The sequence below is a fragment of the Escherichia sp. WS3063 genome (genome assembly GCF_046486595.1).
Lineage (GTDB): Bacteria > Pseudomonadota > Gammaproteobacteria > Enterobacterales > Enterobacteriaceae > Escherichia > Escherichia coli.
Window position 1 is genome coordinate 18,145 of record NZ_JBJQKY010000020.1, and the last position, 23,290, is coordinate 41,434.

Below are 23,290 nucleotides of genomic sequence, written 5' to 3' on the forward strand. Positions count from 1 at the left end.
ATACCGGTCTTCTTTTCATCTCACAGTAGGACATTCGCATGACCACGACAGAACATCCCGTGCGCCAGTTGCTCTGGTGTGCACTGAATGCCCTGAAAACGGCACAGGAAAACCACAATATAACCAGTGAAACCGGATTACGGCATTACCTGCTTGAATGGCTTTCTGGTGCCAGCAGACATCCTGAGTTCCGTAGTCTCCCTGGCGAAATCATGGCGTTAAAAGCATTGACCGAAAAAGATCGCAATATTCCCATCATCGGAACGCTGAATACGCTCTTTCTCAGCTCTGCCACTGTCGGGGAATGTCCGTTGTTTCGTTTTCGGGCTGCACTGGGTAAATTACAGAAAGCAGGCTGGCGCACATATGTCTGCCCATGGCCTGAGAGGGTGTTCAATGAATCCATTGAACGGGCCTGTTCCGGGAAACGTCATCTGCTACAACTAAGTCGCACCGAAGAGTGTTTTCTACCGACAGGCGATATGAGGGCACCAGTTACGTTGCAGCTGATCACTCCACTACACCGCAAAACTATGCAGCTTCTGGAAGCGGCAGAGTTAATATTCTCCGACGAAGGATTTCAGGTGGTGAGAGGATACGAACATCAATTCGGGATCGAACGCAGAGAAACCCTCTTTCACACCTTATTTATCGGGCTGCCCAGCCTGCCAGAAGATGTCTGGGGTGCAACACAGGAGCAGACGACTATCACATTACACTGAGGAAGAGCAATACATGAAACTCCAATATCGTATTCCATTAGCTATATATAGCGTCTGGTGCATTATAGCGATTTTGCTCTGCAAGGATGGCTTGTACCAGATGAACATATGGACGCTAGTAGAGATATTGGGGATGATAGCTCTCCCGCTGTTAGTCCGTCCGTTTTTCATTCTGCTTAGAATAATATTTAGGAAAAATAGTTTTAAAACCAAAGACATGTCTGACAATCACACAGTATGTGTTTTCCTGAGCGCACTCGCAGATACTTCCTCAAAGAAGGCGATAAAAAAACACTTCAAGCAATTACTCGAAAAGCTGCCCCCCTTATTACGCCAGAAGAAACGTATCTACATGAAATCCCATCTTCTGACTGAAGCCAGGACACAAAAGCTGATTTGCTCTCTGCGCCGAAAAGGGCTGGATGTAACAGCGGAACGAAGGGAATCCGCCATGAATAGCGTCATGTTCCGCATCCTCATCGTCAGCAGAATCTTATCTCAGTGGAAAGTGCCTCACATAAATCCCCGCTGTGGTATTGTCATTCTGACCCTGAAAAACGATTCTGGAAACAGGGAATAACAGTTATAAGAGCACCACGATTTCCGACAGGAAAACATACATGAAAATCAACGTAGATGACCCTGGCAAAAAGAGCTTCGCTCTCATTACGCCTCACGTGCGTTAATTCCCGACACACCCCGTGACCCGTCTTCGCAGCCTGTACCACCCTTTCTGCCGTTCCCGGGATTCTTTCTGTCACTACTCGCTTGTGCCGTTTTTTCGCAACCGGTACGTGCAGTTACGACGGTACAGCTGCTTCTTTTCCCGTTCCGAAAGGAGTCTTTGATGCCACAGCAACATCCCGGACGACTACAGGTACTGGTCGTCGACACGCACTGCAAACGCAAGCTGTTTTCAACGAAAACACAGACAGATCCCGATGAGCTTGCCCGACGCTTCTGCACGCCGGATAACTGCCTTGTGGTGGTACTATGCAACAACCGATTTCTGTTCCGCCTGGAACGTGCACCCGGTAGCCACTGCCGCTGGCGCAAGGGTAGCCGCTCCCGCCATCAGCACCTGCAGGACTGGCTGTCGTAAAAACAACAAAAACAAAAGACCTCGTCAAAACAGGAGGGGACCATGTCGTTTTTATTTAAATTAACCATCGCGATTTTGATTGTCTTTGCAATCCTTTTTCCGATTTTAATTTCATCAGATAACAAACTGTCCGCACTTTTTTGGAAGATACCAAAAGATTTCTGGGTTTTCCTGATTATCATGTACGGGGCAATCATCACGGTGGTGTTCATAGAAAGCAGTGAACAGGCACGTATCCGCCGCCAACAATATTTGCAACAGTACAAAATGCCAAATGAGATACATGAAAATGTGGTGATAGAAAACAGTATTATTTCAAGAGAAACAACAGATGACGAATCTGACATTAACACCCTGTACCTTGATTCATTTAAAAGTAAAAACAACTGCAAATCTTTTGAAACCAATTCAAATTTACTGGATAAAAATGGTAAGCCTGTGGAAATAATGGTGTGTGATGTTCAGGAACTGCATTTTTTCGTTCCAAAGAATTAAACAGTTAATCCCCCTTACTCTGTTATCTTAGTCGCCGGCATCAACTAACATGAAAAATAATAACGTACCATTATATCTATGGTTACTTTGGTGTACGTTTTGCCTGTACATCACTACCCCGTGGCAATACTTCCGTTATCTATACACTGACCACATATCACTATCTTATATATTATATTTCTGTATAGTGGTTATTATCTGCTTTTCCCCACTACTTTTCAGATGCGTGCTTCTTATCGTAAGGTCTGTATCTAAATACAACTTCACATTCTTTGCGAAAAAAAATGGCAGTAAAGAATCAAGCATACATCTTAGCCCCTATGCCGATACACGTTGCCCGGAGTCAATGAGGAAACACTGGGATGTGTTACTTTCTCTGATATCAAAAGCAATTAATAATGATGAAACCATTGTTATGCATTCACATCTCTTTACTCCTGCAAGAATAAATAAACTTATAAAGAGACTGGAATCTTATGGTTTGAATTTCTCTGTTATTACATGCCCACGGAAAACAAGTCTGTATGAAAGATTATCAATTCCTTTTGTATATCTCTTATTTCAGTGGTCTCTCCCGCATTTGCATTCGGACGGAATGACAGTCGTCATTCGTCCTCTCCAGCCGCCTCACACCAATTAACAAACACGTATATACGAACACGGAGTCTCCGTTATGAAAAAAAACTATCTGACACTTATACTGCCGTCATTATTGTCCGGCTGTGCCGGAATTTCCGGCAGCAATAACGTGGCACCATCAGATACGCCTGCTCTGGTTTTTGTTGACGGACAAATCAGTGAGAGTGCTGGCGTTCTGGCACTTACGCAACAACGTCTTTCTCCACCTAAAATAACTCCCCCCCCGAGAGTCAGCGTGCCAGAGACAGTAAAAACAGCACATCCAGTCAGCGAATCCCGACCGTTACCTTCACCAACAATAAGTCAGAATTTCTCCCGGTTAATCATTACAGGCAAGCCTGGTAGCGCCCCTGTAACACTATCGCCGACGGCCCGTAACCGGACCGTCAGTCAGTGGATAAAAACATTACTACCGGAAGGATGGAAATTCAGACAAGAGAATGCAGCCACGCCCAAGCTGAATACCAAACTGGTTTCATGGTCTGCCAATGATCAGTGGACCCGTTCTCTGAATCGGTTGCTGGAAGAACAACACCTATGGGGCCATCTGGACTGGGATAATAAAACGTTGACCGTCACAACATCAGCTGCTGCACCGGCACAGGACACGGCAACCACTATCTCGCCAGCAGCCATGGTAACCACATCCACTTCCCCTGAATCTCCAACAACAGCAAATAGCCAGAACAAACCACGAAATCCATTCAGAGGAAACAGCGTATCTTCGTCAACCCCCGCCGCCACCCCGACTCCAACCGGCTCCACAGTCAAGTCTATCCCGCTCATGACCGGAACGCCTGTTAAACCGGTATCTCAGGGTAAAGAGTGGCGTGCGCCGGCAGGCACCACATTAAGAGAGAACATTATCAAGTGGGCAGAAGAAACAAAATGCGAAAGCATGGCATCAACGCACTGGATGGTCATATGGCCACTTTCTGTAACCGATTACCGTCTGGATGCGCCTTTAATGTTCCGGGGATCATTTGAATCAGCCATGGAGCAGGTATTTGAGTTATATCGGACTGCGCAAAAACCTTTATACGCACAGGCTTCTCGCATGCAGTGCATCATTACAGTTTCTGATACAAGGGATGGTCGCTAATGGGATGGCTGGTCATGGCCGTCGGCCTGACCATTCTGATTATCACTGGTAGCTACCAGAATCAGAAGATGTCTGAAACCACAAACGCCCAGCAATATGCAAGTGCGTCTGTATGGGCAAGTCAGATACTGATGATTGCTAACAGAATCAATGATATCAGATACGTATCAGGCCAGCAGGACGGAGTAATTTCCTCAGATAAACTGGCTCTCCCTGTCACTCCGGACTCCCGAATTAAACATCAGTTACAACAGGGGCGTCTGTGGGTATGGATGCCTGAACAACCAGGTCTTGTTGAAACTTTGCGTTCAAAAAGTCGTGGTTCTGCACTAATAGGGATCTTCCAAAACGGGCAACTCACCTGGCTATCAGGAACTGCAACCGGTCTGACACCCCCGGCAGGCATTACTGCTGGTTCTGTCGTCTACGTTAACTAATCTGGATATATTCATGAAAAAATCACACCAGCGTTCAATGAAGCTGGCGGTGCTCCCCTGCATGATCGCCGTCGCTCTTTCCATCTCCGGATGTACTTTCAGCGAAATCAACAAAATGCAGAAAAAAGCACAGGAAGACTCAGCACATGCACGGGAAAAGGTATCAGCCCTTTCGGCCCGTAAATCGCAGGCTCTTACCTGGCTCGATAATCAATGGATAAACCCTGTTCCGGTCGCTCAGGTATCAAGAGAGAAAAAACAAACAGCTCCGGCCTGCTACATCACGCAGGCAAGAAAAGGAGAGATCACTCTGCAGGAACTGGGGCAACGTATTACTGCCGTATGCGGCATCCCTGTGATCATCACGCCTGACGCAGCCAATTCAACTCTTGAAGGAGGCGCTACCCGCCAGATGACAGGAACACTACCAGCACCAGATGAAAATGGGCGTCTACCGTTAAGCAGCCTGGGCAGCACAACAATGACTACCTCCACTCAGCCATTAACGCTGAATAACCTCATGTGGCAGGGAGATATCAATGGTCTTCTGGATCTGATGGCCAGCCGGAGTGGTCTGTACTGGCGCATGGATAATGGTCGGATTGTATTCTATCTGACTGAAACCAGAACGTATCCACTTCATATGCTGAACACCAAAACCAGCAGCAGTTCCAGTGTCAGCTCTGGCTCAACAAGCACAATGGGGGCAACAGGAGGCCAGGATAACTCAGCATCCGGTGATGCAACGTCCTCTCAGAGCACAACCGTTGGTCAGGAATACGATCTGTATGAAGACATCCGGAAAACTATTGAAGCAATGCTGACACCAGAAAAAGGCCGTTACTGGTTATCTGCATCGAGCTCAACGCTGACTGTCACTGATACTCCAGCTGTCCAGGAAGCCGTCGCACGATATGTGGACGAACAAAACAGTATTATGAACCGCCAGGTAGCCCTGAACGTACAGGTTCTGAGCGTCAGCAATACCAGAAACGAACAGTTCGGTCTGGACTGGAACCTTGTTTATAAATCGCTACATTCCGCCGGAGCAACGTTGAACAATGCAAGCGGAGATTTTACAGGCGCTACATCTGCAGGCGTATCAATTCTGGATACGGCAACAGGGAATGCCGCCAAATTCAGCGGTTCCAGTCTTCTGATTAAAGCGCTGAGTGAACAGGGCGATGTCAGTGTTGTGACTTCACAAGAAAGCACTGTCACAAACCTGACGCCGGTACCTATCCAGATGGCAGATCAGACGGTTTACGTCGCCCAGTCAGCAACAACAACGACTACGGATGTAGGAGCAACAACAACATTAACGCCGGGCATGATCACCACCGGATTCAATATGACCCTGCTGCCTTTAATTCAGAAAACGGGCAATCTCCAGTTGCAGATGAATTTTAATCTGTCAGATCCCCCAACAATCCGTAGCTTTACGTCAAAAGACGGAAACAGTTACATCGAAATGCCGTATACCAAACTGCGTTCACTGAGCCAGAAGGTCAATCTGAAAGAAGGGCAATCACTTGTCGTTACTGGTTTCGATCAGAACAATACGACGACAAGTAAAGCCGGTACGTTTACGCCAGCAAATCCATTATTTGGTGGTTCACAAACCGGGAAAAATGAACGCAGCACGCTTGTAATCATCATTACCCCGACTTTCCCGTCAGGAGGCAACAATGGCTGATGAAGATATCAACCCGGTTGTACTTCTCGCAGATCCTAAAGTAAATCATCGCGTGTGGGCAGCCTGTCTTAAATGGAGTCCTGTCGTAAAAAAACAGCGAGTCCCTTCTCATCAGAAACACAAGCCCCATGTAAAATCCAGACGGCTTACCTCTCTGAAAGTGACTGTAGGCAGCAGAAGTTCCCGTGGGAAGATCAGCCGCATTACCGGCACAGGAATACTGGCCAGGCCGGAGCGCAATCATTATTTTTCCCTTGCTCTGGCTTTCTGCTCATGGGTGAGAAATGGATACGGCGTCTTCCGGTACAGCGATAAGGAGCTTTTATTCCTTGCCTCCATTAATGGCCAGCCTGCCGTTATGGCTGATCTGTCAGGAAATGATGCTGATGTTGCTCAAAAGGTCAGTCTTTTTCTGACGATGAACGAAGAGCCCCCCGAAAAATGGCAGGTCGTATCTCCTCTGGAACATCCTGATAACTGGGAAAGTATTATTACCCGGTTATCATCAGCAGATCTCCGCCGTTGCAAACTTACTGTCGGCAATCGCAGCAAATTCACACTGCCTGCCGTACTTTTTTTAGTAGCAGCCAGCGCAGGCACTGTATTCTGGATGACTCAGCCAGAGCCGGATGTCGTACCGACGCCCGAGGAGATAGCTGCACGGGCAAGATTGCAGTTTAAAAAGCCCGATCCACCGCCAGAACTCCCGCATCCATGGGCATCACAACCTGTAATCAGTGATTTTCTGAAAGCCTGCGCGGACCTTCGAAAACCATCACCGGTCGCGCTAGAAGGCTGGAAACTTACCGGTGGAACATGTACTCCCGAGACATTCACACTGATTTACGAACGACAGCCAGGAGGAACTATTGAAGGCTTTCTGGCAAGAAGCAAAGAAATCTTTAATGTTATTCCTGACTTTAACCTTAAAGATGGTGCACGCCTGGCTTCTGTAACCCGGCCACTGCCTTCCCTGCCCCGCAGGGATGAGGCAGTCCCTACCCCCTCAGAACAACTGATGCGGGTGTTCACGTGGTTTCAGAAAAAACAGTTAACGCCGGCCATTAATGAAATAGCCATACCGGAACCATTACCAGGTAACGATGGTGAACCAGCCCCTGTTCAGAAATGGAAAGAATATCAGTTCAGTTTATCAACGCCTGTAAATCCTGATGAGTTGTTCCCTTTATTTCAGGATACCGGCGTTCGTCTGAGCAATATCCATTTTGAATTAAACGGCGGTACTTTCAGTTATTCCTCAGAAGGTCATATTTATGCGTCCAGGTAAATTACTCATTATTCCATCCATATTTTTCTTCTCCGGTTTTTCATTTGCAACAACACAACCTCTTGTCACAATAGGAGAACTTGAAGCACAACAAAACCGGAATATTCTTTTACAGGCAAAAGTTCAGGGCGCACAGCTACAGAAACAACTCGAAGAATCAGATGTTACTTCATCATCTGAAACTGTTTCAGGTTTCTCTGGTGTGACTGCCTCTTTGCCATCAGTTTCAGAGCAGCCGACATCTAAAAACAGAAAGGAATTGCCCGTTATTATGGAAATAAACGGCAAAGATAAACGTCTTAATGCCGTTCTTCGCATGGCTGATGGACGTCAGACAAGCGTCACCACTGGCAGCCAGCTTCCAGGCACATCCGTCACAGTGAAGTCGATCTCATTGTCTGGCGTCACGTTAAGTGATGGCACCACCCTTACTTTCTGAGTAACGTGATATGGATAAATATAATCTGAAGGATGCTCTCCTTTTTATATCCAGGGGAGACACCCATGAAATTCTTATAGAAACAAACCAGCGGACAAGGCCTGACGTACAAAGTAATCTCCAGGAGCTGCTAAAATTATATCCGGATATCAACCCAAAAGTAGTCTCGTTGTCGGAGTTACAGGAGGCAGGTCAGGATGAGAAAAACAGAGGCCCGAAAGAACGAATTATTCATCTGAAAGACCTTGCTGATGTCAGTGAAAGTGAGAAGAAAGTTCTATCTTATTTTGAAACTGCCAGAAAACTTGGTGCTTCAGATATTCATTTCTTAATTTCAGAGTCTATTTTCAAAGTTCGCATGAGAATATTCGGTGAACTGCAGACTGTAGATGAAGATCAACCAGCACTGGGCTATTCACTTTGCGCAACAGCCATTCTGTCAATGGCTGATGTCACTGAAACCAGTTTCTTCCCTCAAAGGGAGCAGGATGCGCGCCTGTCCCCACAATTAATGCGAAAAATAGGAATATTTGGTGCACGCTACAGTCACAGACCTACGGGAGACGGTCTGATTGCAGTTATGCGCCTGATACCCGATGACGGAGATAAAGTTCCCACGTTTAAACAACTGGGCTTTATCCCGGAACAAATCCGGTTGCTGAACATAATGCTGCGCCGCCCGGAAGGAAAAATAGTCCTGTCAGGTCCAACCGGTTCCGGTAAATCGACAACGTTACGCAGCGCCTGCCGTGTATATCTTGACGATAATCAGGGGCGACACCTGCTAACAATCGAAGATCCGCTGGAAGGACAGATACTGGGAGCAACACAGACTCCGATTATCTGCGACAAATCCGACGAAGATGCCGTCAAACTGGCATGGAGTCGGGCTATTTCATCGGCAATGCGACTTGACCCTGATGCCATCATGGAAGGGGAAATGCGCGATCTTATCTCGATGATGTCAACCACCTACGCGGCACAGACCGGGCACATAGTTCTGACGACATTACATACAAACTCAGCTCTGGGTATACCGGAGCGAATGATTACGATGGGTATGAATGCCGATCTTATTTGCGATGCGCAATTACTGATTGGGATGATCAGCCAGCGCCTTGTACCAACTCTGTGTCCCTCCTGCCGTATTCCATGGGAAAAGCGAGCACCTGAACTTAGCGACGACGAGCGTGATTACCTTGAGCGGCACTGCAATAAAGATTCACTCTGCAGTACAGATAATATCTGGTTCCGAAATCATCACGGATGCTCTGAATGTAATCACGACGTAATCATTAACGGCAGAAAGCGCGGTGAAATAGGTAAAGGCCTCACCGGCAGGACTGTAATTGCTGAGGTGATAGAACCTGATAACCGCTTATTTCAGATTCTGAAAACACGCGGCAAAGTTGCAGCACGTAAATACTGGCTGGAAAACATGAAAGGCATCAGTCGTGTAGAGCATCTTCTTCGCCGTATCAATGAAGGTCTGGTAGACCCTCTTGAAGCCGACAGAATCATCCCTCTGGACGAAGACGAGCGCCTCAGCATCGATGATGTCTAACAGGAGAACAACATGCGTGAAATGAATTTCAGTCAACGGCTGAGGCGTTTCATTGTCAGAAAAACGTTCAGCGCCCCCTACAGGGTGCAGTTTTACGAAGCCCTGCGTTTTCTGCTGGAAAATAAACAGCCATTAAAGACCGCACTGGAACAGATGCGGGATGCCTGGACAGACTTTGGACGAAAATGGCATCCCTTTGCTGAACTGGCCACAGACTGCATTGAGTCTCTTCGTGAAAACAGTGGCGAAAACTCTCTGGAATATACTCTTAGTTTATGGGTTCCTCAGGAAGAGGCCGCAGTAATCAGCGCCGGGATAAGAAGTGGTTCAATTGTGGATGCACTGCAATTCGCCACCACTCTTACAGATGCAAAAGAACAAATCCATCAGGCTATATGGCAAATGGCTATTTATCCGGTGGGATTGTTAATCATGATGACGGGGACATTATATGTTCTGAATACAGAGCTAATACCTGAACTGAGCAAAATAAGCTCCCCCGATTCATGGAGTGGTGCTCTTGGTTTTCTTTATGGATTATCTGTTTTTGTCGATAATTACGGCGCTATATGTGCCGTTCTTTTTGCAGTGATCACAGGTTTAATATCATGGTCTCTGCCAAACTGGAAAAGCCCTGACAGTGTTCGTACTTTTGCCGACAAGATAATGCCATGGAGTATTTATCAGGATATACAGGGAGCAACATTTCTCCTGAATATGGCTGCACTTCTGAAAGCCAAAATGACGACGCTCAACTCGCTAAACATTCTTCAGGAGTTTGCATCACCATGGTTAAGCACACGTCTTGACAGCATTATTTACCGCGTCCGCCAGGGGGATCATCTTGGACTGGCTTTGCGTCAGTGCGGTTATCAGTTCCCATCCAGGGAAGCAGCCAACTTCCTGTCTTTATTACAGGGAGATGGCGCAACAGAGCTAATCAGCAATTATGGTCAACGATGGCTTAGTCAAACACTTCAACGTGTAAAGAAACGGGCAAACGTGATTCGTTTAATTATGCTGATATTTCTTGTCATGTCTCTCATGTTACTGGTTTTTGCCATTATGGATATTCAGTCTATTAGTGACAACAGCATGGGTAACTTTTAAACAAAACGAGGATATTTATGTTAGTAGAAAATATTAATACCACTTTAACTGGAAATAATAAGAAGAATGAGCCTCATGATAAAGGATGGGCAATTTTGGAGCAGGGAACAATAGCGCTCGTTGTTCTTTTTGTTATAGTCGTTGTTCTGGGTAGTTTGTATGCGTTGCGTACAAGAGCCAATGTGGCAACTGAAACCGCAAATATACAAACAATTATCACAAGTGCCCAGAGCCTGCTAAAAGGTAGCGATGGATATACATTTACCAGCAGTGCCAAAATGACAGGTGCCCTCATTCAGATGGGTGTCATTCCCTCTGGGATGACCGTACAGGGCGACAAAACATCTGGTACAGCAACGCTCTATAACGCATGGGGCGGTGCTGTAACTGTTGCCCCGGCTTCAACATCAGGGTTCAACAACGGTTTTACCGTTACCTATGATAAAGTCCCACAGGATGCCTGTATCCAGATTGCCACACGAATCAGTAAAACTGGTTTAACTAACGGCATTACCCTGAACAGTACTGCTCACAGTGATGGAAAAGTCACTACTGAAGAAGCCAGTACGCAATGCAAGGCAGATAATGGCAGCACTGGTACAAACAAACTTATCTTCACCATCAATGGTTAAGGAGTTTTAATGTCAGGGGGTACAGTACCCCTCAGACTTATTTCATTAATCCTGCTTTTTTCTCTTATTCCACCCGCCCGAGCTTCATACGTAGCTCCCAAACAGATCTGGACCAACAAGTGGGACAATTGCTTTGCCGCTGCCGGCGCGCGCTATCAAATTGAACCATTATTATTGAAGGCTATTTCTGCCGGGGAATCTTCGTTGAGGCCGGGCGCAATTAATATAAATAAGGACAAAAAAACAGGTAAAGCCAGTAGCACGGATTATGGGTTGATGCAAATAAACTCAACCCATATTCCAAAGCTGATAAATATGGGCGTAATAAAAAAGTCTGAGGATTTAATTACCAAACCATGCCTTAATATCCATATAGGAAGCTGGATACTGGCAAGACATTTTCAGATATGTGGCGTCAGCTGGAATTGCCTTGGGTCATACAATGCCGGATTCCGTAAGGACAGACATGAAACAAGAGAGCAATATGCCAATAAAATATGGAGAATTTATCGTGACATGAAAGGGATATGTCTTCCCGGACAGGGAGGCAGGCAATGCAGACAATCGTAGGCATAAGTCTATCCCCTGTTTATATACTGCCATTGATGTTCACATTTTCCATTATTGGACGAACTCTGCTATTCAGAGTTCGTTATTTTTTATCTGATACGGGACATCTCTGGTATAAGACACACCCTGCTGTTCTGTCAGGAATATGGCTATACAGTATAGCTGTGGCGTTAATTATTTTATCATCATCACCACTGCTCTACCGTATTCATGCTGTCCTTATTCTTTCGTTCATACTGCAAATGGCGGTAACGGATGCACTGACAGGTTTATTACCAGGAACATTCACCCGACGTTTTTTAATTGCAGGAATGCTATCACAAATCACGACTGATATATGGTGGTTCCGCACAACAGAATTTGCCACTGCTGCAATTGTCTTATTCTGCCTTCATAAATTAGTTAACCGCCATCGTCTTAATATTGGCACTGGAGACCTGTGGCTTATTGCAGGTATTACCGCATGGTCAGGGTTATATAACGCCATATGGTGTGTGTTGCTGGGCACAGGAGGATTTGTCTTATGGCATTCAACATGGTGCATAAAAGGGCATAAAGAAGGCCCTCTGGGTCCATGGCTATGTTTTGGCCATGTCCTTTTGCTGCTGGATAATCTTTATCAACCACTATGGGTAATCTGATGAAAAAATATGACCGAGGCTGGGCATCGCTGGAAACTGGCGCGGCTTTACTGATTGTTATGCTCCTGATTGCCTGGGGAGCGGGCATATGGCAGGACTATATTCAAACAAAAGGATGGCAAACTGAAGCACGTCTTGTCAGCAACTGGACCAGTGCGGCCCGCTCTTATATAGGGAAAAACTACACGACTCTCCAGGGCAGTAGTACCACAACAACTCCTGCCGTTATCACGACAACCATGCTGAAAAATACCGGCTTTTTGTCCAGCGGGTTTACTGAGACAAACAGCGAGGGGCAGCGGTTACAGGCATATGTGGTTCGAAACGCCCAAAACCCGGAATTACTACAGGCAATGGTTGTATCCAGTGGTGGCACACCTTATCCAGTGAAAGCACTTATCCAGATGGCTAAGGATATTACCACTGGTCTTGGTGGATATATCCAGGACGGCAAAACAGCCACAGGTGCATTACGTTCCTGGTCAGTAGCTTTAAGTAATTATGGTGCCAAAAGCGGTAACGGGCATATTGCCGTATTGTTATCGACAGATGAACTTAGTGGTGCAGCTGAGGACACTGATCGTCTTTACAGATTCCAGGTCAATGGTCGCCCTGACTTAAACAAAATGCACACGGCCATTGATATGGGATCAAATAACCTGAATAACGTTGGGGCAGTAAATGCCCAGACAGGTAATTTCAGCGGCAATGTGAATGGTGTAAATGGCACTTTCAGCGGTCAGGTAAAAGGCAATAGCGGAAACTTTGACGTAAATGTCACCGCTGGCGGTGATATCAGAAGTAATAATGGTTGGTTAATTACTCGTAACAGTAAAGGCTGGCTCAATGAAACTCACGGTGGCGGATTTTATATGTCCGATGGATCATGGGTTCGAAGTGTAAACAACAAGGGCATCTATACCGGCGGTCAGGTGAAAGGCGGTACTGTTCGGGCTGATGGTCGCCTTTATACTGGTGAATACTTACAACTGGAAAGAACTGCCGTTGCTGGCGCATCATGTTCGCCTAACGGCCTTGTAGGCCGCGATAATACAGGGGCAATACTTTCGTGCCAATCCGGTACGTGGGGGACAATAGGTGGAAAACTCAAAGTTACTCAGCTTTCCACCACAGGTTATCTGGGGCAATTCGACTTCTGTGCCATTGCCAGAATGGGCAACGCAGAGGATGCCCACTACTGCCAGGTAGTTGAGAGCCCAGCAGGTTCACGCAAATGGTACAAATACGAGCATAAGACAGGTTGTATTGCGTCGTGTGTAACGCTCAATTAAGTTTGATATCCAAATACTGAAAATACCCCGGCACCACATGATGTATTTTCTGTTGGATAGGATGTTATCTGATAGGAAGTACCTGCAGGTACAGCAAAGCTGATAAAGGCTGTTTTTCCATATGCAGGGTTATTGCTGGCATTCACGCTAATTAGCGTCCCACCAACATATCCCTGCAGTCGGGATGTATTTGCACATGCACCTCCGGCAGATCCTCCATTACCTCCAGATGCATAAATAAACAATGTACTGCCCCCTGAATTCCGCCCTGAGAATGAACCTCTATGTGAACCTAAGTTTGTGTAAGAACCATTGAGCGAACCAGAAGTCTTCCACGTACCGGATTGGCACGTAGGCCAGCAGCGCCAGCAATTTAATCTCAGTTCTGACACGCGACGACATAACTACATTTTCCGGTTAAATCAGCTCTAAATGTCCCTTTATGGAAATTGTATTCATCATAAAAACCACATTTAACAATTCGATTTGCATCATAAGTTGCAACTGATCCTGCAAAGTAATTCGGCTTCCAACCTTGAGGGTTTTCTGCATTGCTCACACTCCATGAGCACTGACTGGCAGAAAATCCTGTTGGCAGCGGTATTTGCTGACCATTTGCTATACGACCAGTTATCACCGTACTACCAGAATTGCTTTTACGCCAAGTACCGGATTGGCACGTAGGCCAGTGCCAATCCGGTACCTGGGGCGCTCCTAAAATTCAATTCACAACGCAGACCTACAACATAGCTAAAAACACTCGTAATTTAAGGCTCGGGGTCCATGCATATTGCTCATGGACTTACCTGAATGGCTCACCCTTTGGTGGTTTTCAACAGGTATATTCCGACCAAAACAACGTTTGGTATGTGAGTAATTATGCTTGGGGAAATTATGAGTCTGGTGGGACCATATCAGTCACATGCCTCAATCTTCCTGGTGCTGGAGCTTAATTAAAGGGGCAACAGTAGGCATCGACATGTTCCTCATCAACACCATCACCAATACCGTACATGCGTGTTCCAGTCATAATGTATCCAGTCGGACATTGAATCGGCTTGTAATAGATCGAACCACCACTCTTACCGCCGATAAAGTGATTCATTGCTACGGATGATTTGTACCAATTACATGCTGAGTAATTAATTTTATTACCCCCTGACCACCGACCGGATTGGCACGTAGGCCAGTGCCAATCCGGTACCTGGAGAAAGGTAGGATCTGGTGAGCTTCAAATTGCTACAGCACAGGCCACAGGTTGGCGCTTTCCTGGAGCAACAGCTACTTGTCCAACTGGAAAACGTGTTACAGGTGGCGGCGGAATATGCACCTCACGAACTGGTTACATATGGCTTACCAGGTCATTCCCATCAGCCAATAACTCATGGTCGGCTGCGTGCGATACAACCGAAGATCAGAATGGTTCAATAACTGTATATGCCATTTGCCAATAAGCTATTTCAAGCAAGTAATCTTCATAAAGTAGGACGAATACTGTGTGTAGTTTTTGGCTTGCCAAGTCATCTCGCCGTTAGAGTCAGGCATGTCAATAGGAACGACTTCTGTTTCTGCCATTTCACGCCCGTCAATACGATAGGTGTTAATACACAGTTTAAACCTCCCTAAGACCTGTGTGTTTTTGGGATATAACGTAAATGTTTTTATATTCGTCCATATCGACGCTGATGATGATTTCCAGGTACCGGATTGGCACGCTTGCAGAGAATGATTGTTGGCATTATTTTTTGCCTCTTTTGAGGTTAGCATGCCGTCTCCACGCATCCGTAAAATGTCCCTGTCACGCGCACTGGATAAGTACCTGAAAACAGTTTCTGTTCACAAGAAAGGGCATCAACAGGAGTTTTACCGGAGCAATGTTATCAAGCGATATCCCATTGCCCTTCGGAATATGGACGAAATAACAACCGTTGATATTGCTACATACAGAGACGTTCGTTTAGCAGAAATCAACCCCCGAACGGGTAAACCCATTACAGGTAATACTGTACGTCTTGAACTCGCCCTTCTGTCATCTCTGTTCAATATTGCTCGTGTTGAATGGGGAACCTGTCGTACTAACCCGGTTGAACTGGTTCGCAAGCCGAAAGTATCCTCGGGACGAGATCGCCGGCTAACGTCTTCAGAAGAACGTCGCCTTTCTCGCTATTTCCGCGAAAAAAATCTGATGTTGTATGTCATTTTCCATCTTGCCCTTGAGACAGCCATGCGGCAGGGCGAAATACTGGCCTTACGTTGGGAGCACATTGATTTGCGCCACGGTGTGGCTCATTTACCTGAAACCAAAAACGGTCACTCACGGGATGTTCCTCTGTCCAGACGTGCCCGTAACTTTCTTCAGATGATGCCCGTTAATCTCCACGGCAATGTTTTTGATTACACCGCATCCGGCTTTAAAAATGCCTGGAGAATAGCCACACAACGACTTCGCATCGAGGACCTGCATTTTCACGATCTACGGCATGAAGCAATAAGCCGCTTCTTCGAACTGGGTAGCCTGAATGTAATGGAGATTGCTGCAATATCAGGACATCGTTCCATGAATATGCTGAAACGGTATACTCATCTTCGTGCATGGCAACTGGTCAGTAAGCTTGATGCCCGCCGGCGGCAGACACAAAAAGTGGCAGCATGGTTTGTGCCGTATCCTGCCCATATCACGACCATCGATGAAGAAAATGGGCAGAAAGCGCATCGTATTGAGATCGGTGATTTTGATAACCTTCACGTCACTGCCACAACGAAAGAGGAAGCAGTTCACCGCGCCAGTGAGGTTTTGTTGCGTACACTGGCCATTGCAGCACAGAAAGGCGAACGTGTCCCATCTCCCGGAGCGTTACCTGTTAACGACCCTGACTACATTATGATTTGCCCTCTGAACCCGGGCAGCACCCCGCTGTAAACATCATTCAAAACACATACAGAAAGGCGAGTTGCAACAACTCGCCAAACACATTCGATCTGCATGATCGAAATTATTCGTTTCACCAGAAAAAACACCGAAGATACAATAACCACATGAGCTGAAAAGACTTTTTCAGTCGGAGGAACAATGAGACTGAATACGACCGGTATTGCGGCCCGAATGATGCTCTCGCTGGACAAAAAAGCAATCGGCGAAAAACTCATCAACGGTCGTCAGATAAACCCGACACCTCTGCAGGTCCGTTACCCCCAAGGGGTAAGAGAAGTTCTGGGGATAATGAGCGAACAATTAGCCATATCCACCGCTGATTTAACCCGAATCCTGCTTGAGGATGCTCTTCATAATATGTTTATGCCTGCGGATAACACCACAGGAAACATAATAAGCAGAATTGAATACATCATGCTGTCGCATGATATAAATGCGCCATTACTGGCAACATTGCTGTCGCCATGGAATATCCGCTCCACGGTTATACAGGACCCGGCCAGACTTGCAGACTATCTTTCAGCTGACGCTCTCGAACATCTTGCTGAATGTTTTAATCTCAATCCGGACTGGCTGAATGGCCATGAAAACTATCCGATAGCGTTGTCCGGTGAATGGCCAGATACTGCTGATAATTTCAGAATGCTTATTAGTGATAGCAGCAACACTGAAGTTATTTTCTGGCATAGTTTCCCCTTCGCAGGAAATACGAAAAGAGAATATTGCGGGGTAATATTGAGACAGAAAAAAGAAATAAATGGCTCTGTAATATATCCGGCACTATCATTATCACCAACACTTCTGAACGATGAAAAAAGAAAATGGTTAACTGAATATACAACCAGGCAGAATACAACAATGTCTTTGCGACGCGTCACGTTGAGACCTGGCCTTGCCGGGAACCTTATTACAGGGCAAATACTACCTGTTAGCTTATTTAATACGTCTTTATTACCCTGGTAAATACCAGATAGTACCAAAGTAAAAATTACGGCACATCCGTGTCATAGCGTTGTTTTGTCTAAATTCTGATAAACAGGAAATTAAATGATGAAGAAAAATCATATTACCCGCACCATCATTGCATCTGCTGTATTATTTTCCTTTAACGCTGCAGCAGCGACGTCATATTTTGAAGCGCGTAACGATGCAATGGGTGGTACCGGGGTAGCATCTTCCCATTATGGTGTGGCACCTCTGGCAAACCCGGCTTTACTGACAAAGCACAACAGCAATGATGATTTCAGCCTTCTTCTGCCGTCTGTTGGGGCACAAGTTGCTGATCCTGATGATGTATCAAATAAAGCTGATGATGTTAAAGATGACTGGGATTTGTTTGACAGTGCTGTAGATAACCAGCATGGCGTACAACAGGCAGCGGCAAATCTTAAACATCGTCTGCAGGAATTCCGCAATATCAATGCAGATGCTCAGGTAGGTGTATCAGCTGTAGCAGCCATGGCAAATGACACTCTGCCGTTTGCCCTTATGGTCAAGTCTTACGGAACTGTCAGCGTAAACGGAAAAGTAAACGATGCAGACCTGGATTATCTGGACAAAGTTGCCAATGGAACAATTACCGACGTCGATAAGAATGCCCTGACCTCACGCGCATTCGGGCGTGCAGCTGTAATTACCGACGTCGGAATTTCATTTGCCAAAGAACTGGAAACGGCCGGACAAAAATGGTCTCTTGGCGTCACACCAAAATATCAGCGTGTGGACCTGTTTAACTACAACGTAACGGTTCGTGATTACGACAAAGACGATTTTGACGGTGACAAGTACCACAACACGAAAAACGGATTCAACGCCGATATTGGTGCTTATACAGACCTGAATGACAACTGGACTGTCGGTCTTGTTGCCCAGAACATCATTCCACGCAGTATTGATACTAAAGTCGTCAATGGCTTTAAAGAAACCTTCAAAGTTCGTCCGCAGGCAACCGCCGGTGTATCCTGGCATAATGACCTGTTTACCACTGCTCTTGACATTGATCTGACTCCTGCCAGTGGCTTCACTTCTGACAGCAAACGTCAGTTTGCAAGTGTTGGTGCTGAATTTAACGCATGGAAATGGGCGCAATTGCGTGCCGGTTATCGTCAGAACATGGCATCAAACTCCGGAAGCGCCTTCACCGCTGGCGTTGGTATCTCTCCATTTGACGTCGTACATATCGATGTTTCCGGCCTGGTAGGAACTGACCACGATTACGGTGCAATGGCACAACTTCAGTTCACTTTCTGATTACTGTCCCCGCCCCCGGCACTAAACCCGGGGGTATTTTTATATTCAGTTTAAATAACATGATGAAACCACGTTCTTCTTATTCAAAAACAGCATTCATTCTTTTATTTTCTGTTTTCCTGGTAGCGGCAGTGACAAAAGCAAAAAGCTCGCTTCCCGATATCACCCTGGAACAGGCAAAAGAAATTAATGCTGATAACACCGTTATTTTCCTTTTCCGCCATGGAGAACGTTGCGACCGTTCAGATATGCCATGCTATTCGGATAAAAGCGGAATCACTATTACCGGTACAGAGAAAGCACAGCAGGAAGGTATTAAGTTCGCAACAATCTTCAGTGAATATGATATTTACTCCAGCAATGCGGTAAGAACCATACAAACTGCAAAATTCTTCTCCGGTAAAGAACCCGTCGTTATGGACAGTTTATCAGACTGCAATAATGATCTTTATAAGACGCTTGAATCAATCGCAAGAGAATCTCATAAAAGGAACATAGTAATAATGACACATAATCATTGTTTATCATTTCTGGCCAGAGATAGGCTCGGCAAGAAATTCAAACCGGCGTACCTTGATGCCCTGATCATGCATTACGATGGTACCCGGCTCATACTTGACGGAAAATACAACAAAGAGGCATAGAGGATATTTGAATTTACATAAATTCTGATATACTCAGTAAGATACAAGAGTGTACGGGCACATGTGCCTGTCTGAATTGCAGGTTATCCGGACGAGGGCCGGGAACTGTTTCAGGGACAAGCGCCGGTACGTTCGATTCATAAATCGTCGAGTCATCCATCATGGATCGATTCGGCGCGGAGCGTTAAAGATTACGCTCATATTCGTTTTATGTCTGACGACACATCAACCAGCCAGTATCAGGAATAATCACCTTCAGTAAACTATGAGGCTATTTACCTGGCCACACTGGCATTTATTTCCGGTAACGCAAGTATAGCCGGAAACAAACATCATCCTGTCTGTACCGGAGCACCGGTATATCCCATTCTGATTTAACTGCTCAGGAATTATTATGAACCGTATTATACCTGCGGGGTGTCTTGCCGCCCTTTTTCTGGCTGGCTGCAACTCCCCTTCTCAGCATACTCCTGTTCCGCGTAACTACGGTGCTGCCTCTGATGTGGCGGTTACCCGGCACACTCAGTACACATTATGGGACAAAGGTGTATTTTCCGGCCAACTTCCGGTTTCAACGGGGTCTCATCTTCTGACAGCTAACAGCGATCGCCTTTCCTTTGACTGGGAAGGTGATGCAATTGAATTACTGAACGAACTGGCCAGAGTCAGGGGGATGCAGTTTAACTACAATGGTGTCCGCCTGCCGTTACCAGTCAACCTTCACGTCCGGGATATGACGTTTTCCAATACGTTGAGACTTATTGAAGCCCAGACAGCCTGGAGAGCAACAATCCATCAATATCCGGGCTTGTTACAGGTCAGCTTCATGCAGCCGGAGAACCGGAAAAAATGAAAGCACTCACCTCTCTCCTTTTGCCAGTAATACTGCTTACTGGTTGTTCTTCTTCCCCTACCATCTCGCCAGGTGGTGTCAATACGCCACCACCTGACATTAATGCATGGCTTAAACCACGAAGTGAAAAGCCGGATAGTCTGTCAGAAACACGCTGGAAAATGCTGACAGACGCAGGTAAAACGCTTGGATTTCGTGGTGGCAAGGCTCAGCGTTCATGGGAGCTGATTCAGGCGCTCAACGCCCGGGAAAGCACACTTAATGCCTTATACGATTTCCGGCCACTGATTAGCCCGGAAGGCTGGCTACCACCGGTTATTGATGAAGCACAGGACGTAGCTCATATCACGCCAGATCAAATCCGGACCTCTTCCCGGGTCTGGACCATCATTCGCCCTGAACGCTTTGTCAGCAATCCACCGGGCTGGCGTGACTGGCTTCTCCGGGGGCTTTCAACAACAGCCACTCCGGGTACAGAAGGCAGCGTCGTTCCAGAAGACAGCGTGCAACGAAAAGTGTGGGAAACCGCATTACGGCAGGGATGGCAGGAAGGAAGACAAAACGCCGACCTGACGCTTGAAGCCAACCAGAAAACCCTCACCCGTGATTACCGGGGCATGATGCTGTACTCACTTCTCTGGCGTCAGGGCATGATCACCCGTCCGGATGTTTCTGATCAAATGCAAACCGTTACAGGTGACGGGAAAAAACTGGTCACTGGAGATCGTGTTCGTCGCCTTAAAAATCATGCGGAATTCAATCTTCAGAAATCTCACTGGCGTCCGCTTATAGGCACTGAAGGAGGCTCCCGATGAATATTCCTGATGAGTTTGGTCTTTTTCCGTTTCAGCGTTTCACTGCAGATGAACTACGGCATTTCTTTGTCTGGTGTGCCGCACATAAAGTCAGTGATGTGGATCTGACCGGCGGGTCACCTGTATCTGTCAGTCGCTTTGGCCGACGGGTGCGTTGTTCCAGTGCAACGTTACCAACCACACTCATGTCCTCCCTGATTGATGAACTGTTCGGTCGGGAAGTCATTCCCCGCGTTCTGGCAGGCAATCCGGTTGACAGGACGATACAGATTAACGGGGATGCATCCGGGCGCTATGGTCTTAAACGCGGAGAACGCATCCGGTTACGCTCTCACCTCATTCAGGGCACATCTGGTGCGGAGGAGAAAGCAATCTCAATAACCATGCGTGTCATCCCGACAGAAATACCGGACATTCTCTCCATGAACATTGAACCAGACCTGCTTGAAGCAATGGTCTGCAAAAGCGGTCTGGGATTTGTATGTGGTGAAACCGGGTCAGGAAAATCAACGCTGTGTTCAGCACTGTACCGTTACATTATGGACAATTTCCCCGACGCCAAAATCGTGACATATGAAGACCCGGTGGAATATATCCTGGGAAATGAAAACGATCTGCTCCCACCGCATCAGGCAGAAATCGGGCGTGATGTGGTCAGTTTTGCTGCCGGACTGCGTTCTGCTGTACGACGTAATCCCGAAATTATCGGTGTTGGTGAGATCAGGGATAACGAAACCGCCGACGCAGCGGTACAGGCAGGCAACACCGGACATTACTGCCTGAGCACCATGCATACGAAATCTCCTGGTGAAACGCTGGCACGTCTTCTTGGGCTGTTTCCCCCTGTCATCAGGGATTCGATGGCCTGGGCTGTCCTGTCACTGTTGCAGTTCATTCTGGTTCAGGTTCTGGTCAGAACAAATGACGGTGGTCGTAAAGCCGTCCGGGAATATATCGTCATTAACGATGAGCTTCGCGACAATCTTTCCGGAATGCCACATGCAGAGTGGGGGCATCACATTGATGCCATAATCCGGCAGGAGAAGCGCCGTATCCGGGACCAGATTCTGGAAATGTATATCCGGAATGAAGTTGACCGAAGAGAAGCGATTCTTTTTATCCCGCCAGGGGAGTTACGGTCATGAAAAGAGAAGGTTTCTGGCGATATGCAACACCGCCAGTCAACATCCAGGGCGTACCTCTGCCGTTCACCATGATTTATCTGTTTATATGCCCCTTTCCCTCCAAAACAACCTTCTGGATTTGCACCGGCATCATTTTATTTTTCGTTATTCTCGACCGTTCAGGCTGGACTGTCAGGACGATCTGTACTCGCATTTACAGCATTCTGAGAGGGGCCATCGCCTCCGGTCGTCCATGGTGGTATCGCCACCATACGGAATCACCACGAGACTGGACTGGCCTCGATTAAATTCTGGAGTCTTTATGTCAGGTAAAAAAACTATCGTTACTCTGCTCCGGGTATCGCTACTGGCATGCCCGTTACTGTTCACGACACCATCGTTTGCAATGATCGACACGCCATCCGTGAAGGTCGGCTTTTCTCCTGAAGGAAGCGCATCCGCTCTGGTGCTTGACACAATCAACAGTGCGGAAAGCTCCATCAGGATGATGGCATATTCCTTCACCGACCCGGATGTAATGCATGCGCTGGCAAAAGCGAAAAAACGCGGAGTGGACGTCCGTATTGTTGTTGATGACAAGGGGAATACGAACCGGGCAAGTCAGGAAGCGATGAAATATATCAACCTGCTGGACATTCCTCTCCGGACTGTAGATGCCTTCCCCATCCATCACGACAAAGTCATCATTGTTGACGGAAACACGGTTGAAACCGGCTCCTATAACTTCTCTCGTGCTGCTGCACGCAAGAATTCAGAGAATGTCGTTGTGCTTAAGAATATGCCGGATGTAGCCGCACAATATCTTGAACACTGGCAGGATCGCTGGAATAAGGGTACAGACTGGAGACCCTGACAAACATTTCTCCCCCGATTTTCTATCCCCCCAGCCACCCCCGGCTTCCGGCGGTGGTTTTTTTCCGTC

26 protein-coding genes are annotated in these 23,290 nt (G+C 46.8%); 25 read left to right on the forward strand and 1 reads right to left on the reverse strand.

Annotated features, from left to right (window positions below):
* The first annotated feature begins 38 nt into the window (after window positions 1-38).
* The 16 genes from ACJHYW_RS17850 (at window position 39) to ACJHYW_RS17925 (ending at window position 13,729) form a co-directional block, all read left to right on the forward strand.
* Window positions 39-722 carry a conjugal transfer protein TraC gene (locus ACJHYW_RS17850; RefSeq protein WP_000213857.1) on the forward strand — a complete coding sequence of 228 codons (684 nt, stop codon included), beginning with the start codon at window positions 39-41 and terminating at the stop codon, window positions 720-722.
* Between the two features lie 13 nt (window positions 723-735).
* Window positions 736-1,302 (forward strand): protein TraD, encoded by a 567-nt coding sequence (traD, locus tag ACJHYW_RS17855; protein ID WP_000776428.1) that lies wholly within the window; start codon window positions 736-738, stop codon window positions 1,300-1,302.
* Between the two features lie 267 nt (window positions 1,303-1,569).
* A complete protein-coding gene (locus ACJHYW_RS17860) occupies window positions 1,570-1,824 on the forward strand; it encodes a PilI type IV pilus biogenesis protein (RefSeq protein ID WP_001136192.1) in 255 nt (84 codons plus the stop codon).
* Between the two features lie 42 nt (window positions 1,825-1,866).
* Window positions 1,867-2,319, forward strand: a complete 453-nt coding sequence (locus ACJHYW_RS17865; RefSeq protein WP_000008892.1) for a hypothetical protein — start codon at window positions 1,867-1,869, stop codon at window positions 2,317-2,319.
* 49 nt (window positions 2,320-2,368) lie between these two features.
* Window positions 2,369-2,959: a hypothetical protein gene (locus ACJHYW_RS17870; protein WP_001334619.1), complete on the forward strand. Its 591-nt coding sequence runs from the start codon at window positions 2,369-2,371 to the stop codon at window positions 2,957-2,959.
* A 33-nt stretch (window positions 2,960-2,992) separates the two neighbouring features.
* The gene (gene pilL, locus ACJHYW_RS17875; protein WP_000742600.1) at window positions 2,993-4,060 is read left to right on the forward strand and encodes a type IV pilus biogenesis lipoprotein PilL; all 1,068 of its coding nucleotides are present in this window, start codon (window positions 2,993-2,995) and stop codon (window positions 4,058-4,060) included.
* The gene (gene pilM / locus ACJHYW_RS17880; RefSeq protein WP_000539807.1) at window positions 4,060-4,497 is read left to right on the forward strand and encodes a type IV pilus biogenesis protein PilM; all 438 of its coding nucleotides are present in this window, start codon (window positions 4,060-4,062) and stop codon (window positions 4,495-4,497) included. Before pilL ends, pilM begins: the two co-directional genes overlap by 1 nt.
* 13 nt (window positions 4,498-4,510) lie before the next feature.
* Window positions 4,511-6,193 carry a PilN family type IVB pilus formation outer membrane protein gene (locus ACJHYW_RS17885; RefSeq protein WP_000748143.1) on the forward strand — a complete coding sequence of 561 codons (1,683 nt, stop codon included), beginning with the start codon at window positions 4,511-4,513 and terminating at the stop codon, window positions 6,191-6,193.
* Window positions 6,186-7,481, forward strand: coding sequence for a type 4b pilus protein PilO2 (gene pilO2, locus ACJHYW_RS17890; protein WP_000752774.1), 1,296 nt, complete (start codon window positions 6,186-6,188; stop codon window positions 7,479-7,481). The genes ACJHYW_RS17885 and pilO2 overlap by 8 nt, the downstream gene beginning before the upstream one ends.
* On the forward strand, window positions 7,468-7,920 hold the full coding sequence (gene pilP, locus ACJHYW_RS17895) for a type IV pilus biogenesis protein PilP (protein ID WP_001247336.1): 453 nt from the start codon (window positions 7,468-7,470) through the stop codon (window positions 7,918-7,920). Before pilO2 ends, pilP begins: the two co-directional genes overlap by 14 nt.
* Before the next feature lie 10 nt (window positions 7,921-7,930).
* A complete protein-coding gene (locus ACJHYW_RS17900; RefSeq protein ID WP_000362202.1) occupies window positions 7,931-9,484 on the forward strand; it encodes a GspE/PulE family protein in 1,554 nt (517 codons plus the stop codon).
* A gap of 12 nt (window positions 9,485-9,496) precedes the next feature.
* Entirely contained in the window at window positions 9,497-10,594 is a 1,098-nt protein-coding gene (locus ACJHYW_RS17905; RefSeq protein WP_001208805.1) for a type II secretion system F family protein, read from the forward strand.
* A gap of 17 nt (window positions 10,595-10,611) precedes the next feature.
* Window positions 10,612-11,226 carry a type 4 pilus major pilin gene (locus ACJHYW_RS17910; protein WP_000959785.1) on the forward strand — a complete coding sequence of 205 codons (615 nt, stop codon included), beginning with the start codon at window positions 10,612-10,614 and terminating at the stop codon, window positions 11,224-11,226.
* Between the two features lie 9 nt (window positions 11,227-11,235).
* On the forward strand, window positions 11,236-11,796 hold the full coding sequence (locus ACJHYW_RS17915; protein ID WP_000014116.1) for a lytic transglycosylase domain-containing protein: 561 nt from the start codon (window positions 11,236-11,238) through the stop codon (window positions 11,794-11,796).
* Window positions 11,781-12,437 carry a prepilin peptidase gene (locus tag ACJHYW_RS17920; RefSeq protein ID WP_001193553.1) on the forward strand — a complete coding sequence of 219 codons (657 nt, stop codon included), beginning with the start codon at window positions 11,781-11,783 and terminating at the stop codon, window positions 12,435-12,437. The genes ACJHYW_RS17915 and ACJHYW_RS17920 overlap by 16 nt, the downstream gene beginning before the upstream one ends.
* Complete coding sequence (locus ACJHYW_RS17925) at window positions 12,437-13,729, forward strand: shufflon system plasmid conjugative transfer pilus tip adhesin PilV (RefSeq protein ID WP_001417545.1); 1,293 nt, start codon at window positions 12,437-12,439, stop codon at window positions 13,727-13,729. The genes ACJHYW_RS17920 and ACJHYW_RS17925 overlap by 1 nt, the downstream gene beginning before the upstream one ends.
* Here ACJHYW_RS17925 and ACJHYW_RS17930 read toward each other — a convergent pair.
* Entirely contained in the window at window positions 13,726-13,974 is a 249-nt protein-coding gene (locus tag ACJHYW_RS17930; protein ID WP_001349157.1) for a hypothetical protein, read from the reverse strand. The genes ACJHYW_RS17925 and ACJHYW_RS17930 overlap by 4 nt on opposite strands.
* A gap of 1,520 nt (window positions 13,975-15,494) precedes the next feature.
* Here ACJHYW_RS17930 and ACJHYW_RS17935 point away from each other — a divergent pair.
* The 9 genes from ACJHYW_RS17935 (at window position 15,495) to ACJHYW_RS17975 (ending at window position 23,221) form a co-directional block, all read left to right on the forward strand.
* On the forward strand, window positions 15,495-16,649 hold the full coding sequence (locus ACJHYW_RS17935) for a tyrosine-type recombinase/integrase (protein ID WP_001139957.1): 1,155 nt from the start codon (window positions 15,495-15,497) through the stop codon (window positions 16,647-16,649).
* 150 nt (window positions 16,650-16,799) lie between these two features.
* Window positions 16,800-17,624, forward strand: a complete 825-nt coding sequence (gene traE, locus ACJHYW_RS17940) for a conjugal transfer protein TraE (RefSeq protein WP_001238939.1) — start codon at window positions 16,800-16,802, stop codon at window positions 17,622-17,624.
* 84 nt (window positions 17,625-17,708) lie between these two features.
* Window positions 17,709-18,911, forward strand: coding sequence for a conjugal transfer protein TraF (locus ACJHYW_RS17945; protein ID WP_000976351.1), 1,203 nt, complete (start codon window positions 17,709-17,711; stop codon window positions 18,909-18,911).
* Window positions 18,912-18,970: 59 nt separating this feature from the next.
* A complete protein-coding gene (locus ACJHYW_RS17950) occupies window positions 18,971-19,555 on the forward strand; it encodes a histidine phosphatase family protein (RefSeq protein WP_000977522.1) in 585 nt (194 codons plus the stop codon).
* 394 nt (window positions 19,556-19,949) lie between these two features.
* Window positions 19,950-20,408, forward strand: a complete 459-nt coding sequence (gene traH, locus ACJHYW_RS17955) for an IncI1-type conjugal transfer lipoprotein TraH (protein ID WP_001079808.1) — start codon at window positions 19,950-19,952, stop codon at window positions 20,406-20,408.
* Window positions 20,405-21,223, forward strand: coding sequence for an IncI1-type conjugal transfer lipoprotein TraI (gene traI / locus ACJHYW_RS17960; RefSeq protein ID WP_000646098.1), 819 nt, complete (start codon window positions 20,405-20,407; stop codon window positions 21,221-21,223). The genes traH and traI overlap by 4 nt, the downstream gene beginning before the upstream one ends.
* Entirely contained in the window at window positions 21,220-22,368 is a 1,149-nt protein-coding gene (gene traJ, locus ACJHYW_RS17965; protein WP_001024972.1) for a plasmid transfer ATPase TraJ, read from the forward strand. The genes traI and traJ overlap by 4 nt, the downstream gene beginning before the upstream one ends.
* A complete protein-coding gene (locus ACJHYW_RS17970) occupies window positions 22,365-22,655 on the forward strand; it encodes a hypothetical protein (RefSeq protein WP_001372180.1) in 291 nt (96 codons plus the stop codon). Before traJ ends, ACJHYW_RS17970 begins: the two co-directional genes overlap by 4 nt.
* A 14-nt stretch (window positions 22,656-22,669) precedes the next feature.
* Window positions 22,670-23,221 (forward strand): phospholipase D family protein, encoded by a 552-nt coding sequence (locus ACJHYW_RS17975; protein ID WP_000014584.1) that lies wholly within the window; start codon window positions 22,670-22,672, stop codon window positions 23,219-23,221.
* The last annotated feature ends 69 nt before the right edge of the window (window positions 23,222-23,290 follow it).